General features: G+C 69.2%; 16 protein-coding genes. 11 read left to right on the top strand and 5 right to left on the bottom strand.

Features of this window, described 5'->3' with window-relative positions:
- Positions 1 to 66: 66 nt before the first annotated feature.
- The 4 genes from IPK71_01585 to IPK71_01570 all read left to right on the top strand — a co-directional run bounded on the left by IPK71_01585 (position 67) and on the right by IPK71_01570 (position 4692).
- Complete coding sequence (locus IPK71_01585; protein MBK8212416.1) at positions 67 to 822, top strand: hypothetical protein; 756 nt, start codon at positions 67 to 69, stop codon at positions 820 to 822.
- A gap of 849 nt (positions 823 to 1671) precedes the next feature.
- Positions 1672 to 3669: a M4 family metallopeptidase gene (locus IPK71_01580; protein ID MBK8212415.1), complete on the top strand. Its 1998-nt coding sequence runs from the start codon at positions 1672 to 1674 to the stop codon at positions 3667 to 3669.
- A gap of 109 nt (positions 3670 to 3778) precedes the next feature.
- A complete protein-coding gene (locus IPK71_01575) occupies positions 3779 to 4282 on the top strand; it encodes a hypothetical protein (protein ID MBK8212414.1) in 504 nt (167 codons plus the stop codon).
- Positions 4279 to 4692 (top strand): hypothetical protein, encoded by a 414-nt coding sequence (locus tag IPK71_01570; GenBank protein MBK8212413.1) that lies wholly within the window; start codon positions 4279 to 4281, stop codon positions 4690 to 4692. The genes IPK71_01575 and IPK71_01570 overlap by 4 nt, the downstream gene beginning before the upstream one ends.
- Before the next feature lie 374 nt (positions 4693 to 5066).
- Here IPK71_01570 and IPK71_01565 read toward each other — a convergent pair whose 3' ends face one another.
- A complete protein-coding gene (locus IPK71_01565; GenBank protein ID MBK8212412.1) occupies positions 5067 to 5438 on the bottom strand; it encodes a hypothetical protein in 372 nt (123 codons plus the stop codon).
- 80 nt (positions 5439 to 5518) lie between these two features.
- Between IPK71_01565 and IPK71_01560 the strand changes: the two genes are divergently transcribed.
- The 3 genes from IPK71_01560 to IPK71_01550 all read left to right on the top strand — a co-directional run bounded on the left by IPK71_01560 (position 5519) and on the right by IPK71_01550 (position 8799).
- On the top strand, positions 5519 to 6043 hold the full coding sequence (locus IPK71_01560; GenBank protein ID MBK8212411.1) for a TlpA family protein disulfide reductase: 525 nt from the start codon (positions 5519 to 5521) through the stop codon (positions 6041 to 6043).
- 45 nt (positions 6044 to 6088) lie between these two features.
- Complete coding sequence (locus IPK71_01555; protein ID MBK8212410.1) at positions 6089 to 6859, top strand: hypothetical protein; 771 nt, start codon at positions 6089 to 6091, stop codon at positions 6857 to 6859.
- A 1439-nt stretch (positions 6860 to 8298) separates the two neighbouring features.
- Positions 8299 to 8799 (top strand): PE family protein, encoded by a 501-nt coding sequence (locus tag IPK71_01550; protein MBK8212409.1) that lies wholly within the window; start codon positions 8299 to 8301, stop codon positions 8797 to 8799.
- Between the two features lie 90 nt (positions 8800 to 8889).
- Here IPK71_01550 and IPK71_01545 read toward each other — a convergent pair whose 3' ends face one another.
- Complete coding sequence (locus IPK71_01545) at positions 8890 to 9765, bottom strand: hypothetical protein (protein MBK8212408.1); 876 nt, start codon at positions 9763 to 9765, stop codon at positions 8890 to 8892.
- 74 nt (positions 9766 to 9839) lie between these two features.
- Positions 9840 to 10565 carry a hypothetical protein gene (locus IPK71_01540; GenBank protein ID MBK8212407.1) on the bottom strand — a complete coding sequence of 242 codons (726 nt, stop codon included), beginning with the start codon at positions 10563 to 10565 and terminating at the stop codon, positions 9840 to 9842.
- Positions 10566 to 10712: 147 nt separating this feature from the next.
- On the opposite strand from IPK71_01540, the gene IPK71_01535 reads away from it, so the two are divergent.
- The 3 genes from IPK71_01535 to IPK71_01525 all read left to right on the top strand — a co-directional run bounded on the left by IPK71_01535 (position 10713) and on the right by IPK71_01525 (position 13022).
- Positions 10713 to 11786, top strand: a complete 1074-nt coding sequence (locus IPK71_01535) for a PHB depolymerase family esterase (protein ID MBK8212406.1) — start codon at positions 10713 to 10715, stop codon at positions 11784 to 11786.
- A 77-nt stretch (positions 11787 to 11863) separates the two neighbouring features.
- Positions 11864 to 12160, top strand: a complete 297-nt coding sequence (locus IPK71_01530; GenBank protein ID MBK8212405.1) for a hypothetical protein — start codon at positions 11864 to 11866, stop codon at positions 12158 to 12160.
- A gap of 121 nt (positions 12161 to 12281) precedes the next feature.
- Positions 12282 to 13022: a hypothetical protein gene (locus IPK71_01525; GenBank protein ID MBK8212404.1), complete on the top strand. Its 741-nt coding sequence runs from the start codon at positions 12282 to 12284 to the stop codon at positions 13020 to 13022.
- Between the two features lie 11 nt (positions 13023 to 13033).
- On the opposite strand, the gene IPK71_01520 is transcribed toward IPK71_01525, so the two are convergent.
- Positions 13034 to 14533 (bottom strand): ABC-F family ATP-binding cassette domain-containing protein, encoded by a 1500-nt coding sequence (locus IPK71_01520; GenBank protein MBK8212403.1) that lies wholly within the window; start codon positions 14531 to 14533, stop codon positions 13034 to 13036.
- Positions 14534 to 14718: 185 nt separating this feature from the next.
- A complete protein-coding gene (locus IPK71_01515; GenBank protein MBK8212402.1) occupies positions 14719 to 15465 on the bottom strand; it encodes a sigma-70 family RNA polymerase sigma factor in 747 nt (248 codons plus the stop codon).
- Between IPK71_01515 and IPK71_01510 the strand changes: the two genes are divergently transcribed.
- Entirely contained in the window at positions 15464 to 16612 is a 1149-nt protein-coding gene (locus IPK71_01510; GenBank protein MBK8212401.1) for a hypothetical protein, read from the top strand. The genes IPK71_01515 and IPK71_01510 overlap by 2 nt on opposite strands.
- Positions 16613 to 16618: the final 6 nt, after the last annotated feature.

Here is a 16618-nt window from a genome sequence, read left to right as displayed (position 1 = left end):
CGAGCATCCCCGCTGTCAAACGTGCAGCGGGGATGCGGTTCCCTTTTTGCGTAGCAGGTTTTGATCATGACGTATTCGAACTGGGCGTCGCGCCCGCTCGGCGTCGCTGTCGCGCTCGACCGTGGAGAGTGCGGAGGTTCCTACGTCGAGGCCTGCATACTCGTCTCGGGCGTGATTAGTGCGATCGCAGCCGACCAGTGGCCTGGTACGGGCATCGATCAGCAGCGCTTCGTGGAGGCGTGGGTTCGCTTCGCGGGCTCGCCGGAAGCATCATGGGTGAGCCTGCCCCTACTCAGGCGCACGCTCGTGGAGAGCCGTCGCTTCGAGGAGGCGAAAGCCCTTGAAGCGCTGCGTCCCGACTTCTTCCGTCCGGGCCACGATTGTCGCGTGGTCACCGGCGAGATCGACGTCGACGAGCAGGAGGCAATCAAGGCGTGCCCGGGCTTGACCCTGTACGAGATCCGTAGCCACACCTACCCCAACGTCTTCTACAGGTACGTGAGGTCTCAGCTCGTTCATGAGTACGGCTTCGCCTCTGGCGGCTGGGCGGCCGGCGTGGCAATGACAACCCGGCACGACGCAACCGTCAGCTACGTGAACGAGCTGGCGAAGTCGGAGCAGCCCGTCGCGGGCTCCGATGGCATCGAGAAAAATGTTCGATCGCGCCACGTCGTAAGGCGTATCCACTTTCACATGCCGTGGCTCGTGGACGTCGCCAAGACGATCGCGCGGAAAGCCGACGAAGCCGACAAGGAGCCAGGTCGCTCGACCCGGCCCCTCGAGTGGTGGCTTCCCAAAAAGCCAAAGCAGCCCAAGAGCTAGCGGTCACCTGTTCCTCGCAGTGCGCCTCAATCTCCTCAAGCCGCCGGCCAGCGCCCGCCCTTGCGCTCGACGAGGGAGGGCGGGCATCGCCGCCTGATCTTCAACCCATCCCCGCAAGCTCCTCCCGGTCGAGGACGTCGTACAGCCCCATCTCGACGGCCCAGGCGTGAGTCGGCGGGGCCGGGAGGGGGAGCGGGTCGGTCGCCAGGGGCCCGAGAGGCCCGAGAGGGGCGCCCTCGGCGGGTTCCAAAACGGCGGCGGCAAACGGCGGCAAGGGGCCCGAGAGGCGGCCTAGGTCCTCGGGAGACCCCAAAAACCCGCGAGAATCCGCGATCGTCGGCGGCTCCGAATTCTTTAGGTTCCGCCGCCGCAAGGCGTGGGGGTTCGAGTCCCTTCCCGTGCACCTCGAGAGTGGCGTTGGTTGGGCGGGCTCGTGTGCCACGTGAGCCGGACCGGGCCGAGCTGACGCGCGCTGGGCCAGTGTTCGCGTGATCCGAATCATTTCGTGGTGTTGGCGCGAACGTCGGTCGGTTTTTCGGGGCTCCAGGCCGGGTTCTCGGGGGCTCGTTGGCGCGAATGGGCCGCGTATTGTGCGACCCTGTGCCAACCTCCGGGCTGGTGGGCACGGACCTCGGAGCAACCACGCGAAGCGAATGGTTTCGAAGCCTTAGCGCGAACGTCGGTCGTATCCATCGCGTCGGGATCTGTCGCGTCGGGATCTGTCGAGGATCTGTCGAAGCCTTAGCGCGAACGTCGGTCGGATCTGTTCGCCCCGAGAGGAGCCTGACACTTTCTGCGCAACGAAACCTCCTCGGCGGCCGATAGGCCCGTCGAAAGGTTCGGTGCACGATGAAGAGAGCGGTCCTTGGCCTCGGGATGGTTGGGCTTTCGGTGTTGGGGGTGGCCTGTTCGGGCGGCACGGAGGCCCCGCCCCCGCTCGAGGTTGGAGCGCAAGACCTCGCCGCTCGCCTGGAGGCTGCGACCGGCGTGCAGTGGCAGGTCGGCGTGGGTGCGAAGGGCGCCGAGGCGCTCGTGCCCAGAGCGCCCGTGCGCCTCTCGCCGGGCTCTGCAGACGAGCAAGCCAAGGCGTTCGTCAGGGCCTACGGGAAGGACCTCCACCTCGGGAGCGCGGGCGTGAAGGTCGAGCCCCGCGCAGCCACGGCCGACGGGGTCGACTACGTACGCCTCGCGCAGACCCTCCCAGGAACGGAGATCGTGGTCTTCGACGCAGTGACGACGATGTCGTTCGATGCCGAGGGCCGGGTCGAGGCGATCCTCCCGAGCTTCAGCGAAGGGACGGAAGGTCTCGGCACCACGCCGACGCTCTCCGCGGCCGCCGCGCAAGAAGTCGCCAAGCAGGTTTGGTCGAAGACGTGCGAAGGGCCCGTGAAGGAGGTCGTCGCCTCCGAGCCGGTGCTCGGCGCCGCAACGAACCAGGGAGGCCTCCGACTCGCGTACCGCCTACAGGTCGGCGGCCTCGAAACGGACTGCGCCGCGGCTCAGTTCGACATCGACGCCGCGACGGGCTCGGTGCTCGCGGTCTCTGGTACGCGAGGCGCCGAGGACGTCGCTGGCGGGGTGCGTTTCGCCCGTGGTCTCGATCCGAACGACAAGAAGAAGCTCATCGTGACGGGCGCGCTCGGGCTGAACACGATGGTATCCCCGTCGGTGCCCATCGTGACTTGCTCGAGCTACGGAGGTCTCGGAGTGGCGTTGACGTCGAGCTCTCCCGGTCAGTGGGACGACGGCAAGGGAGCGGCGGTCGACGGCTACTTCTACGCGATGGAGTCGCTCCGATTCTTCCGTGAGGGGCTCGGGCGAAACGGTCTTGACGATCGCGGCCTCGGCGTTCGAATCGTCGTTCACGACAACAGCGCGGCCAACGACTTCGGGCGAAACGCGTGTTTTCGAAACACCGGAAAAGGGCTCTTCCTCCCGCTTGGCTTTCTGGGTGGGTCGGTCGTGCTCCCCGAGGTTCACATTGGCGACGGCAGCGCCGATAGGCTCCCGTACTCCGCAGGGTACGACCTGCTCGCGCACGAGCTCGGCCATGGGATCGTCGCGTACTCGTCGAAGCTCCTCTACCAAGGAGAGTCGGGGGCGATCGACGAGTCGTTCGCAGACGTCGTCGGCGTGTCGGCGCGCGAATGGTCTCGCCTCCCGGGGCATCCCGTGAGCCTGCGGCTCGGGGAGAAGCTCGTGATCGGGGGAATGGGCGCCGTGCGAAACATGGAAGAGCCGGGCGAATTCTTGGACCCCGACCATGCCTCTCGCATGTTCCGGTGTGATTCGGGAGAGGCGCCTTCGAAGAAGAACGATATGTGCTGGGTCCACGTCAACTCGGGAATCGGCAACAAGGCATTCGCCCTCATGGTCAAGGGCGGAAAACATATGCGCTACGGGATCCCGAAGGCGACTTCATGGGAATCCGCGCGAAAGATTTGGTACCGCGCGGTTTCGCACCTTCCTCCGAAAGCCACCTACCTTCAGGCGGCCGAGGCTCAGGTCAACGAGGCGCGAAGGTTCGGAACGGACGCCTTCCTCGCCACCGCGTGCGCATGGATCGCCGTGGGCGTGCTGCCCGAGGGCCGTATCGTTGGTGGGAAGCAGGTTTGCCAAGAGACCCTCGAGCTCGGTAAGTCGACTCCGCCCCGGGGCTGCGCGGGCATCGAAGAGGGCTACGCTTGCCACGAATCGGCTCCGTACGCGGCGTATGTCTGCCGCAAAGGAGCCATCGCCGGAGGAATCAACTGCAGAAGTACGAGCCAGCGCTGCCGCCCTCTTTCGCCCTCGGACCCTCGCGCAACCGTAGGCACGAACGGGGAGCTCGTATGCGACGAGCCGTGAGGCGCTCTCGAACCCATCCACGCTACTCTCTTGTACTGCGCTCCGCCCCCTTCTCGGCGCGGCCTTCGTGGTCGCGGTCGTCGATCCCTATTCTTTCGAGGTAGCGCCCATGCAGCTCCCCTCTCGTATACACGTCGCGCTCGCCGCCCTGATTCTCTCGGCTCTGCTCCTGTGGCCTCGTGCTCTCGGCCGGGACGAGGTGGACACGGTTCCTCTCGTCCTGCTCGCGGTCATCGCGGTGGCGACCGTGCGTATCGCTCTCCGGGCGGGCCGCCCCGCGACATTGCGGGCTCCGGGCGATCGGCTCGCCTACGGAGTGGACGGTGCCCTGATCGTGATCGCCATCCTGGGAAAGCTAATGACCACCTATCGTCCGGAGAAGTTCGCGGGACCGCGGCCCGAAGGAGCCACGTTCGGTGTGCTCGCTCACGTCTACGATCCATGCGAACGCGGAGAAGACATGGTGGTGTGCAGCGGTATCGTGCGAACGGCCGGGTACGTCTGCGAGGACGGTTACACGGTGCGCGTGCTCGAGTGCGCTTCCCGCCCGTGCCGGCCCGTGCCCATCGGGCTCAATCTGACCGTCGACGCGGCGTGTGAGGTGGGCCGATGAAGGATCACGATCCGAGCTACCTCCGCACGTTCGTTCTGCTCGTGCTTTCGGCCGTTCTCCTCCTCATGCGGGCGAGCGGGCGCTACCTGGAGCCGGGGGCCATGGGGGTCGTCGGTGCTTGTGCGATCGTGCTCTTGGGGTGCTTGCCGTGGCTCGAGCGTGGCGTGCGCGCGCTACGAAAAAAGCCCACCGCGAAGGACCCGGCCGGAAGCCCGTACCGCTCCCCGACACCACCCGTGGACTCCGTGAGCGCGCCATCGGGGCGGGCGCTGTCGCTCGGGACCGACGTCGTCTGCCTCGCGCTCGCGCTCGCGACGGTGGTCGAACTTCGTTCCCCCGAGCCCTTCCGCGGCTACGCCTCCGTCCAGATCAAGCGCTGCTTCGTGGCGCCGTGCTCGGACGCGAGGTAGAGGGCGCTTTGGTTGGGAGCGCCACGTGCCACGTGGGCCGGACCGGGCCGAGCTGACGCGCTCTGGGCCACTGAACGCGATATGTGAATGATTTCATGTGGTTGGCGCGAACGTCGGTCGGTTCTTCCGCGTCTGCCGGGGCGAAATGGTCGCCGGGGCGTACGACATTATGCCACCGCGCGTCGTTGGCGCCGACGGACCGAGCGTCATCACGTGAACCGAATGATCTCGTGGGTTTGGCGTCAACGTCGGTCGGATCTCCTGGATCTCCTTCCGGATCTCCTTCCCCGAGGCCCCCGGGGCCTGTCCTGCGGTGGGTTTGCCCTTCACCCCCATGGCTCACCCCCGTGCCATTCCGCGCCACCCCCCAACCGTCACGTCCCCCGCACCCACAGCCTCGTGTGCATCTCCGACAGCTCGGCGAAGGGCACGGCCGGCGCGACGAAGCCACTCGGAGACGCGCGCCGCACGGGGATCTCGCAGCCCTCCGCGACGTCCCCGAGGTGACCCTCGCGGATCTCCCACACGACGCCCTCTTCCGCGCCGGACGGGAGCGCGAGGCGCAGCACGACCTTCACCGTGCCCGAAGCGACGTCCGGGACCTGCCGCTCGACCGCCGTGATCCGCGCCGTTTCGAGGGTCGCGGCGTCGGCCTCCTTCTTCTTCCGCGTGACGAGCCACACGGCGAACATCGCCGCACCGTGCATCACGGCGAGGATCACGGCGACCCAAAAACCCACGCTCATGCCCGGACGATAAGGCCGCTCGAGCCCGCGAGGAGCCCCTTTTTCTCGGGGAACCCGCGATCCCGTGCTACGCGAACGCCATGCGCGCCTCTCGCCTCGTGGCCGTCGTCTTTGCGCTCTCGGGCCTCGCTGCCTGCACGCCTCCCATGCCCATCTCGTACCGGGGGAGCTCGCTCTCGCCCGACGCGAGCGGCCCGAAGGCGCTCCCACGCGTGAAACGCGCTGCCATCGACGGGCGCGAGGTCGACACCGACACGCTCCGCGGCAAGGTCGTCGTGGTGAAGTTCTTCGCCAAGTTCTGCGAGCCCTGCAAAAAGACGCTCCCGTTCGTCGAGGCGTTCGCCAAGTCCCACCCCGAGGTGGCCGTCGTGGGCGTCTCCGAGGACGAGTCCGACGCCGACGTGAAAGAGCTCGTCGCGCAGTACGGGCTCACGTTCCCGGTCGTTCAAGACGGAGGCCACGCGGTCTCGGGCCGCTTTCGGGTGGGCGAGCTGCCCATGGTGTTCGTGGCCGACGGGCAGGGCAAGATCCGCTGGGTGGGCGGCCCGCTCCACACCGAAGAGGCGTTCGACAACGCCGTGGCGGCCTCGGCCAAGGGGCCCTGACGTCGCCCCTTTGGCTCGCTCGAAATCTGTGCAAAGACTGGCCCCATGAGGAAGCTCGTGGGGCTCGTGGTCGTCTCGTCGTTGGCGCTCGCCGCGTGCCATGGCGCACCCGTGGCCGAGGCCGTCATGCCGAACCAAGGTCACGACACCACGCAGCTCGCGCGATGCAGCGTCGCCGCGAGCCGCGAGCAACCCCTCGTGACCGAGTGGCCCGCGCCCTACAAGGCGCGCCTCGAGGCCCTGCTCGCCGAGGGCGCCGTCGCCGTCGAGTACTCGGGCTGCGAGCTGCGCATCGTCGATAGGTGCAAAGTACCCGGAGCGTACGCGTGGAAGCGCACCACCCTCTCGCGCGACACGACCGACATCCAAGACGAGGACGACCTCTACACGAAGCTCCCGCTCGGCGCGGTGACGCTCTCGGGGCAGCTCAAGATGTCGGGCTCGCTCCACGTGGAGACGACCGTCGCCGGCCAGATGCAGCTCGTCGGAAAGGCGGCCCAAGACGCCACCACGGGCGCCGAGTGTGCGAGGGCGACCCACCTCGTCACCGCGCTCAGCGTGGGCGCGTTCAAGCTCGTCTCGGGCGGCAACGTCGCGGGCAACGCAGGCGTCGAGGTGGCCGGCATGGGCGGCAAAGGCTCGGCCGCGCAGAGCAAATCGGTGCTTCGTTCGGCGGGGGATCCCACGAGCTGCGAGCACGCCACGAAAGAGTCTCCGGACGAGGCATGCAAGTCGCCCATCCAGATCTTCCTCACGCCGATCCGCCGGTCGGTGCCGCTGAACACGCTCACGCCCGTGCCCGAAGAGAAGGGCTGATGCACGCGATGTCGGCGGCGAAAGCTCCCACCCTGGCGCGACGTGCGCGCGGGGTCCTGCGCGCGGTGACGGTGGTGGCCTCGGTGGCGGGGCTCGTGTCTGCCGCCTCGTCCTGCGGGCCGAGGTACCCTACGCCGTTCTCGGCCGAGTCGATGGCGCAGGTGGGCACGTCGTCGGCCCTCGTGCACTACCTGAAGCAGCCGGGCGCCACGGCCGCCGTGTGCGACGCTCGCGCGAGCTCGGCGCACGTCTCGGGCGACACGCTCCGCGACGTCGACACGCTGGTGCACGGCGTCGGCGAGGTGAGCCCGATCGTGTTCCAGAGGTGCGTCGCGCTCATGCTCGAGTCGTCGTCCCCCGAGGCGCGCTCGCGCATCCTCGAGGCCCTCGTGCACGAGTACCGCGCCTACCTCGGAAAGAGCGCCGTCGAGACCGACGCCGCCGAAAAAGCCCGGCTCGAGGCCCTCCATCGCACGTTGCTCTTGCGCCCCCGCGGGGCCGAGCCGCGCGACGCTGCCATCGCCGAAGACATCGCCGCGCTCCGCAAGGTGCTCGCGAGCCAGAAGCTCGGGCCCACCGCCACGCAGCTCGGCAAAGACATGCTCTCCGAGGTCGACCTCGTCGCCGGCACGTACGAAGGGAAGCCCATGACCGCCGCCGTGGTCGACGCGCTCTTTGCCAAGGGCGACGAGACCATGCTCTTTCGCATCGCGAACCACGCCAAGAGCGAAGAGCTCCGGCGCGGCGCGCGCCTCGCGATCGTGAAGCTGCACGTGCGGGCGTCCAAGTCTCCCGAGGTGGCGGCGCAGGCCGGCGAGGTCGAGGCGCGTGTTATGGCCACGGGGCGCAACACGGTCGATCTCGAGAAGACCCCACCCTCGTCGGGTTGGATCGACGACGCCAAGGTCGGCTTTCGTGGCATTCGCGTCCGGCAAGACTTGTGGAAACAAGTGTCGGACCTGCTCCCGCTCGACAAAACCAAGACGGTCATTCCGTCGGTCACGCTGCGCGGCGCGCTGTTCGTGCGTGTCCCGGGCTACTCCGATCCGCTCACCGTGTGCGCTCACCCCGAGGCGCTCGACGTCACCCCCTGCATCGACGCTCACACGGTGCGCCCGCGTGTGCCCATTCTCACGGTCGACGAGCAGGGCCTCATGCACGTGGTCGAGCGCATCGCCACGGCCGACGCCCTCAAGCTCGTGTACAATACAGAGAACCTGCCGATCCCGGTCGACGTGGCCGGAAAGCCGGTGATCACGCTCGAGTGGCCCATCCACTTCGACGCCCCCGAGCCCATCGTCCTCGAGGGGCCGATGTCGTCGCGGGGGCCCGATATTCGGGTATCCATCGAGCGCCGCTATTCGCCTCGTTTGCTCTTCGCCGTCGAGGGCCCGAATGGCAAATGGCGCGGCGTGATCGAGAACGACGATCTCTCGAAGATGGCTATCGTCTCGCGCGGCGGAGCGGGAAAACCCGGCACACGAGGCACCGATGGCGCGGCCGGCGGGGCGGGGAGCGCGGGCTCCAACGCGTCGTGCCCCGGGAGCCCCGGCACGAACGGCGGTCGCGGCGGGAACGGCGGAAATGGCACCGCGGGTGGCCCCGGAGGCCCCGGAGGGCCCGGGGGAGACGTGTACGCCCAGCTCGCGTGTGTCACGGGCAACTGCGACGCGGTCGCGCAGCTCGTGCGAAACATCGTGCGGAGCGAGGGTGGGCACGGCGGCGCGGGTGGCGATGGAGGCCGCGGAGGCGCGGGGGGCGCGGGCGGCTCGGGCGGCTCGGGGACCTCGTGTTACGACTCGGTCACCAAGCGCTCCACGTACCTCTCGGGTGGCATGTCCGGATCGTCAGGCTCGAACGGCAGCCCCGGAGCGCGCGGCGCGAACGGCGCGAACGGCGCCCCGGGCAAGGTGGATCTCCGCGTCTCACAAGCTCCGTGACGCGCGTGTCCGGCGGCTGGAAGCCGGGCCCTGCCGCGCGTCGCCGGGCTCGGCGCGCAAAGCAGGCCCGGCGCCGCGGAGATACGCCCCTCAATAGGACATCGAGTAGTTGAAATTATCGGTGTTGAAGTTGGGCGAAATGGTCGATTGGCAGGTCGGGGAGTGAAGGGTCGGGTTCGCAAAAAGCCCCTGCCCCGAAAGAGAGAGGGAGTGCTGGATGGAATTGGGGCCACCGTCGCGTTCGATCGACCTGAAACGATGGGAGGTCTGGTGGAAGCTGCCTCCAACCTGCATCGAAAAGATGGAATTGTCGATGATGTGACGGAGCCCTTGGGCTTCTGTCGCCGTCGCGTACCTTTGGGCAATCTGGTGCATGAGCTCGAGGTAGGCCCGCACCGCGGGACCGCCCGAGACCTGCGCTTCATAAACCCCTGGTGGAGCGAGCACGGTCAGGCCGATGGAGGTGAACGCTCCACTTCGGATGCCGTCGATGCTGATGGCGACGCTCCTGTATGTCCCCGCTGCATTTGGAGGGCTGAGTGTGGCCGCGTAGATGACGGAGGGACTGAGGATATTCCCCGACCAGACGCAGCACCCATTGACGACCGTCGCGTAGGCGGGGCACAGCGTGCTCGCCTCGGGGAGACGCCCCACGTAGCTCAGGCGGAGCGTGATAAGGCCTCGGATGACGCCGTCGGGGCCGAGGCCGAGGGGAGGCGCGGCATCTCCCGCGGCGTCGCTCTGTGCGTCCGACCACGCGTCGGCCGTGGCGTCCTCCTGCGGGGTCGCGTCCATGGGGAGCGCGGCGTCTGGCCGGGGCGGCGTGGTGGGCGTGGTCGTGGGTACGACCGGGACGTCGCCCGTGCCCGCGTCCGGCCCTCCGGTGAAGATGGCGTCGTCACCCGTGCACGCCGCCGCGACCGCGATGGCGCACGTTGCCCCAACGAACACGAACCTACCCCGCATGGTGTCCTCCCTGAGTCGGCTCGACCGACGAACCTCTCATCGTTTCTCGAAGGCTACGCCCCGTCAACGGAGATCTAGAACGCGTACCCGGCCCACACGGAGGCGACGGGTGTGAAGACGTACGACGTGTAGACGTCGTCCAGGTAGGCCTCGCCGTAGCTCGCGAACGCCGTCGTGAGGCGCGGCGCGCGAGGCTGGAAATCCGGGGTGATCGTGGTCGACGAGCCCACGGTGAACGCGCCTCCGAGCGCGACCCTCGCGAAGAGGTGGCGCACGACCTCCCACTCCCACCCGAGCTCGACGTCGAGCATGTGGAGCGTCGAGCGCGCCGAGTAGGTCTTCTCGTCGTTCGCGTTCGGCGCCTCTCTCCCGGTCAGGGCCGTGACGAGCGTCGCCTGCGTGGCGCCGCCTCCGAGCGTGACGAGGCCGTAGCCTCCCTCCACGGTGAAGCCGTGCTTCGCGAAGGGCCGATACCCGACGTGCGTGCGCCAAATGAGGGACGACGACAAGGTCGACTTCACGAGCGTCGCGGTGTCGTCGCCATACGCGCCGATGCCCACGAGGAACCCGTTGATCGCCGAGACGTACGGCCCCGGGAGCACGCCGAGCGTCGTCGAGAGGCGCACGCGGAACGGCGCCTCGACCTGCCCTCGGACGCCGACCGACATCGGGAGCTCGGTGCCCGCGGCCACGGCGCCGCGCCACTTCGTCTCGGGCTCGTCGGCACGCGCGCAGGGAGCCGCGGTCAGGGCAGCGACGGTGACCGAGATCGCGACAGCGCGGGCGAAGGTCGGGGGCATGGTGTCACCGTACCTCGTGGCCGGGGCTCATGGGATATCTTGCGCTGCACCATGTGGGTGCCTGTAACCCAGTGAATCGAGCCAGAACGCGCTCATTTTGGCGTGGTGCATTGCACCATCGTGGGGCGGGTGGCATGGTGTGCGCCCATGAAGCGTGCCCTTCCTTTCTTCGCCGTGGTGGCAACCCTCGTGGCCTGCGGCAGCACGTCCACGCCGCGCGTCGAAGACGACGCGAGCACCCCTGCGGCGGACGGCGGGGCGATCGTGCTCCCCGATGGCGCCGTGGTGGTCCCTCCGCCTGGCGACGCGGGCCCGCTCCCCACGACCGACGGGGGCGCGCTCGAGGCCTTCTCGTACCGCACGTACCCGATGCCCTCCGAGAACCCGGGTGGCCTCTCGGCGTTCGTCGAGGCCCCGGCGGGCAACCCCGCGAAGGCCGTGGTCGTCGTGCTGCACGGGTGCACGCAGCGCGCCGCCGACATGGCGCGCGCGGGCTTCTCGGACGCCGCGAAGGCGTACGGGTTCGTGGCGGTGTACCCCGAGCAATCGACCACGAACGACGCGACGACCTGCTTCCGCTGGTACACGAGAGACCACGCCGCGCGCGGCAAGGGTGAGCTCGCCTCGATCGCCGCGCTCGCGAACGACGCAAAGGCCCGCTTCGGAGCGACGCAGGTGTTCGTCGCGGGGCTCTCGGCCGGTGGCGCGATGGCGGCCGCGGCCCTGTCCGCGTACCCCGAGGTGTTCGACGCCGCGAGCCTCCAGGCAGGCATCCCGTACGGATGCGCCACGAGCGCGCTCGAAGGGTACTCGTGCTCGAGCACACCGAAGACACTCTCGGCGCAAGCGTGGGGAGATCTCGTCCGAGCCGCGGCCACGCCCGGCGCCAACGTGCGCGTTCAAATCTGGCAAGGTGACGTCGACCCGGTCGTGAAGCCGCAGAACGCCGACTCGCTCGTGCTCCAGTGGACCAACGTCGCCGGCATCGACGCGACCCCCGACGCGGAGACGCGCGACGGCGCCGTGAGCACGAAGGCCTTCCACGACGGAGCGGGGAAGACCCGGGTCGAGCTCGACGTCGTGGCCGGCATGGGCCACGGCACCCCGATGGCGACGCGCGGCACCGACGCGCCGTGCGGCAGCCCCGCCGCCTACGCGCTCGACGTGGGCGCTTGCGCCGCGCGAGGCGCCGCCCGGTTCTTCGGCCTCACGAAGCTCTGAGTCTCGCGCGCACCTGAGCGTCGGCGCAGCGTCGCGAAATCGTGAATGCGTTCGGTGGCCTACGCATCGGAACCGGCATGCTCGAATTTCTGCGACAGCTCTTTCGCAGCCGTGCGCCCGTGCCTCCGGTCGTCGTCCGAGCGCGCAAAGGCGCCGAGCTCCCCGCTCTCGTCGAGGTCGATGCCGTCTGGCACCCCTCGGGGCTCCGCCGGGCGTACCGCGCGAGACACGCCCAAGGGCTCTGCATCCTGCCGTGGATCGCCGACTCGGAGCGTGTATCCCTCACGGTTCGTGCGGCCGGCGCCGGCGCGGCCCTCGAGGTCCCGGTGGACTCGGCCCGTGAGGGGCGCGCGTTCGACCTGGCCCTAGGCTGATCCCCGATTCGTGTGCCAGTCTGTGCCGCGCCGTGGGGGAGAGACCCCGGGGGCGAGAATGTAGGATGCGGCAGTTTTCTCGGGACTTTTCGATGGATCGACGGTTGCAATACGTCGAGGCATGAAGAATCTCACCACGTTCCTCTCTGGGTCGATGGTCCTCGCGGCGGTCCTCGTGTCGAGCGCTGCCCACGCCGATGAGGAGGTCGAGGTCGCGCCCCCGGCCTCGCCGGATCCCTCGGCGGTGCCCGCGCCCGTCCTCGCTCCCGCTCCCTCGCCCACCGTGGCCCCGCAAGAGGCGCCGCGCGCGCAGCAGCCCACGCTCACGCTCGGTGCAGGATGCACGGAGTCTCCTTCGGGGTGTGGGGCCGAGGGTGCGCGCGCGTCGTCGGGCAGCCGTTGGTACGGCTACCAGACCTTGCTCACCGATACGGCGGCGGTGCTCTTGGGCTTCTCGGCCGCGGCGACCGGGCCCGTCGGTGGCGTCGCCTCGGTGTCGACGTACTTCCTGGGAGCGCCGATCGTACACCTCGCGCATGGCAACTACGGGGCGTTCGGCGCGAGCCTCGGCATGCGCACCGTGGGGCCCGTGCTCGGGGGCTTCACCGGGCTCGGCCTCGGCGCGCTGGCCGACGGTTGTCGCGGGGGAGGCGATTCCTTCTGCGGAGCGCCGCTCGTCACCGCGTTCGTGGGCGTCGTGGGAGGTATGCTCGCCGCCGTCGCCGTGGACGCGGCCGTGCTTTCGAAGGAGCCTCGCGAGCCGAAGCTCACGGCCAAACGCTGGGACGGAAAACCCGTCCTCGCGCCGAGCTTCGCCCCCTCGACCCAGGGCGCGACGTTCGGCTTCGGCGGCGCATTCTGACGTGAGCCGCATTACGTGAGCTCTACACGGTTTCCCTCGATGGTCCAACGGGCGTGGGTCGTGCGCGCGGCGAGCGTCGCGTCGTGCGTGACCAGCACGAGCGCGCCGGGGTAGGCCACGAGCGCCTCCTCGAGCCGCTCCACCGACGGCAGATCGAGGTCGTTCTGCGGCTCGTCCAGCACGAGCACCGAGGAGCTTCGTACGAGGGCGAGCGCGAGCCATAGCTTGCGGAGCTCGCCCGGGGAGAGCGTCGCACCGGTCGCGTGGGCGGTCACGTGCTCGGGCACAACCCCGAGCGCCGCGAGCAACGACGAGATGCGGCCTCGCAGGTCGCGCGTGGCTCCCGCGAGGTGCCGGAGGGCCGCCGTGCCGTCGTTCGGTCCGAGATCTTGCGGGACGCAGGTGACGTCGGCCTCGACGAGCCTCGGCCGGCGCACGGCCTCCCCGAAGAGCGCGGTCAGGAGCGACGTCTTCCCGGCGCCGTTCGCGCCCGCGAGGCGCACCTTGTCGCCGCGCGCCATGATCAGGGCCGGCACGTGGAGCTCGCGTGGGCCGAGCCGCAGCGTGAAGGGCTCACGGGCGAGCACGCGGGGCCGCTCGAACCTCGTGTGCGGCACGAAGATCGATCGCCCGAGGGGCTCCCGTACGCGGACGGCAGCGACGCTGGCCTCGGCGCGCTCGACGCTCACCCTCGCCCGCGCGGTGGCGCGCCCCAGAGAGCTCGCCGCGCGGTCGGCTCGGAACTGCGCACCGACCGAGCGCCCGTCCGCGTCGCGTGGAGATTTCATCCTCGCGCGTCGGCTGGTCTCGGCCACGGCGCCGGCGTGAGCGGCCTTGGCCACGGTCTCGGCCGCGCGCCGACGATCGCGCTCGGTGCGCTCTCGATCGCGTCTCTCACGGAGGCTCGCAAGCTCGCGTTCCCACTCGGTTTTCGCCGACGAAAACGGAGCGTCCCAGCGCGTGAGCGTCGTGCCGTCGATGCGGAGGGTCGTGTGCGTGATTGCGTCGAGCAGGGCACGATCGTGCGACACGATGACGGCGATCCCGCGGAACGACGCGAGCGCCGCGCAGAGCTCCCGGGCGCCGTCGGCGTCGAGGTGGTTCCCCGGCTCGTCGAGCAAGAGCACGTCGGGGGCGTCGTAGAGAGCGACGCCGATCTGCCAGCGTCGCCGTTCTCCTGGGGAGAGAGGCGCTCCGAGCCCTCGAGGCTCGAGCCGAAGCGCGGCACGAAGCCGGGCCGCGTCGCGTGTGGTGCTCGCGGCGAGCTCGGTCGTCCGCGCCTCGTCCACGTGGGTCGTCTGGTCGACGAGGTGGACACGCATATCTCCGGGCACGAACGCGACGTGTCCCGAGGTGGGGGAGTCGAGACCGCCGAGCACACGGAGCAACGAGGTCTTGCCCGCGCCGTTCTCGCCGACGAGGCCGTAGAGGCCGCGGCCTAGCGTGAGGGTCACTTCGGCGATCAGCGGACGCGCGCGCTCGATCGCCACCTTGGAGAGGTGAATATGCATGAAATGACTCGCCTTTTAGCGGCCGACACGCACGCCCTCGAGGGCGGCGCGGGCCGGGTTTCACGAAGCGTCCACCGGTCGGCGAACGGGCTCTGTGTCAGGCGAGGGAGGTCATGCGAGCTCGCGGCTCCGCGAGCGCTACCGGGTCTAGCACGTCGATCGTCGCGCGCCAGAGAGATGGTCGTTCAGCCCTCGAGCACGCGAGCGAGCGAGAGATCGACGCGGCTCACGACCGACGAATGGATCGCGTCGGCGCGATCACGAGGGACGGTGCCTGACCGATCGAGCGCGCGTCGCATCGCACGCCCGAGGCTCTCTTTCGCGGCCTCGAGCCACCGCGCGGCCGTGGCGCGGTGCACTCCGTAGAGGGAGCCGATGGTGTCGATGCTCGCGCCGTCGATCAGCGTGTACCGGAGGAGCGCGCGGTCCCTCTCGTCGAGCTCGGCCACGGCGTCTTCGAACGCTCGCTTCATGCGCGTGCGCCCTTCGGCGTCGCGGAGCGCATCTTCGGGGGAGCCCGAGCTCGCCGCGAGCTCGACCATCGACTCGGCGAGCACGTCCTCCGTCTTCTTCTCGAGGGCGTTGACGAGCACCCGTGCGGCCACGACCCGCACGAAGCCCGCGAGCGAGCCCTCTCCGCGGAACGCCGCGAGCCGCGAGGTCGCCCCGGCCTCACCGACGAGCAGCCGCGCGAGCACGAGCTGCCGCGCGTCGTCGGCGGAGATCTTGCGCGAGAACCTCCGGGCGACGGCGTCGATCACGGGGCCGAATCGCGTGACGAACGTACGCTGGGCCTCGGCGTCGCCGCGGAGGCAGCCTTCGACGAGGGTTTGGTCCTCGGGGCTCATGAGCTCATCGTAGGCCTTCTTTCGCGCCGCGTCGTGGGATCCGAGGTTGTATGACGCACCGAGGTCGGGCCACTCTGTGGGCATGGGAGAGGCGAGCCGTCAGGACCGGGAACCTTCGCAGATCCACGTGCTCGTGGGCTGCTCGGATGCGCGCGACGTGGGGCAAGTGCACCTCGAGGTCGTCGAGAAGGTGCGCGCGGAGCACCTCGCGCGCGGCATTCGCTCGGAGCTCTACGTGCTCCGCACACCCGGCACGTTCGTGACCGAGGACGTGCTCACGGACATTCGCCGCATCGTCGAGGCCACCCAGCGCGACCTCGCGGAGGGCGAGCACGCCGAGTACTTCGTGCACATCCTCTCCCACGGCGAGCTGTCGATCGAGGGGGACGACAAATTCAGGTGTACTCTGCACGATTTGACCGTCGAGCAAGGGTCGCTCTTCAACTGCGGCATGCTCGCGGCCACCCGGGTCGCCGTCGATCTCGAGCGCTTCTTGTTGGGCGTGCGCCCCGAGGTGACGCGGCACGACGGCTCGAAGCTGGTCGTGCACGACGAAGACTCGGTGCGGGCCCTGCTCGCGAGCCACTACGGGTACGATGGCCACCTCGCGGGGGACTGGGTCCGAAGCGTCGACGACCTGCGGACGCACACGCGCCTACAAAAGGCGCGGACCGAGCGCGCGCTCTCCTCCGACCCGAACCTGCGCCGCCTCCGGTTCCATGTCACGGCCGGGATCCAAGACTACCGCCGCAACGCCTACGTGCGCGTGGACGGGGGCGAGCCCGACGGCAAGCTCTGGGACGAGGGCCAGCGCCGCATCAACGCCTACCTCGCCGAGCTGCCGCCCTACAGCATCGATCGCGCGCGGCAGTCCGAGGGGCAGATGCCGCTCGTCGGGCTCTTCGCCATGAGCGAGATCCGCGGCTCCCGCGCGCGCGCCCTCGCGAAGTACGCCGAGCTCCACCAGAAGCCCATCGTCGCCTACGAGCCGAACACCGTCTTCGCCATCAGCGGGAGCGCGCTCGATCTGCCGGAGACGCCGTTCGGGCCGTACGCGATCGCGGGGCTCTTCTACAGCGTGCAGACGCTCGGGCTGCGCCAATACCTCGTCATGGGCACCTCGGATCGGCAGGTCGAGCGCATGCTCGAGAAGCTCGCGCGGGACCCCTTGGCGAGCCTCGTCGTCGAGCACTTCCGCGTGGCGCTCACGCCGACGGTCGTGTCTCCCTGAAGGGCG

The sequence above is a fragment of the Myxococcales bacterium genome, from assembly GCA_016712525.1.
Taxonomy (GTDB): Bacteria; Myxococcota_A; Polyangia; order Polyangiales; family Polyangiaceae; genus JAAFHV01.
Note: the sequence above shows the minus strand (reverse complement) of the source record. Positions and strands in the feature narration are given on the sequence as shown.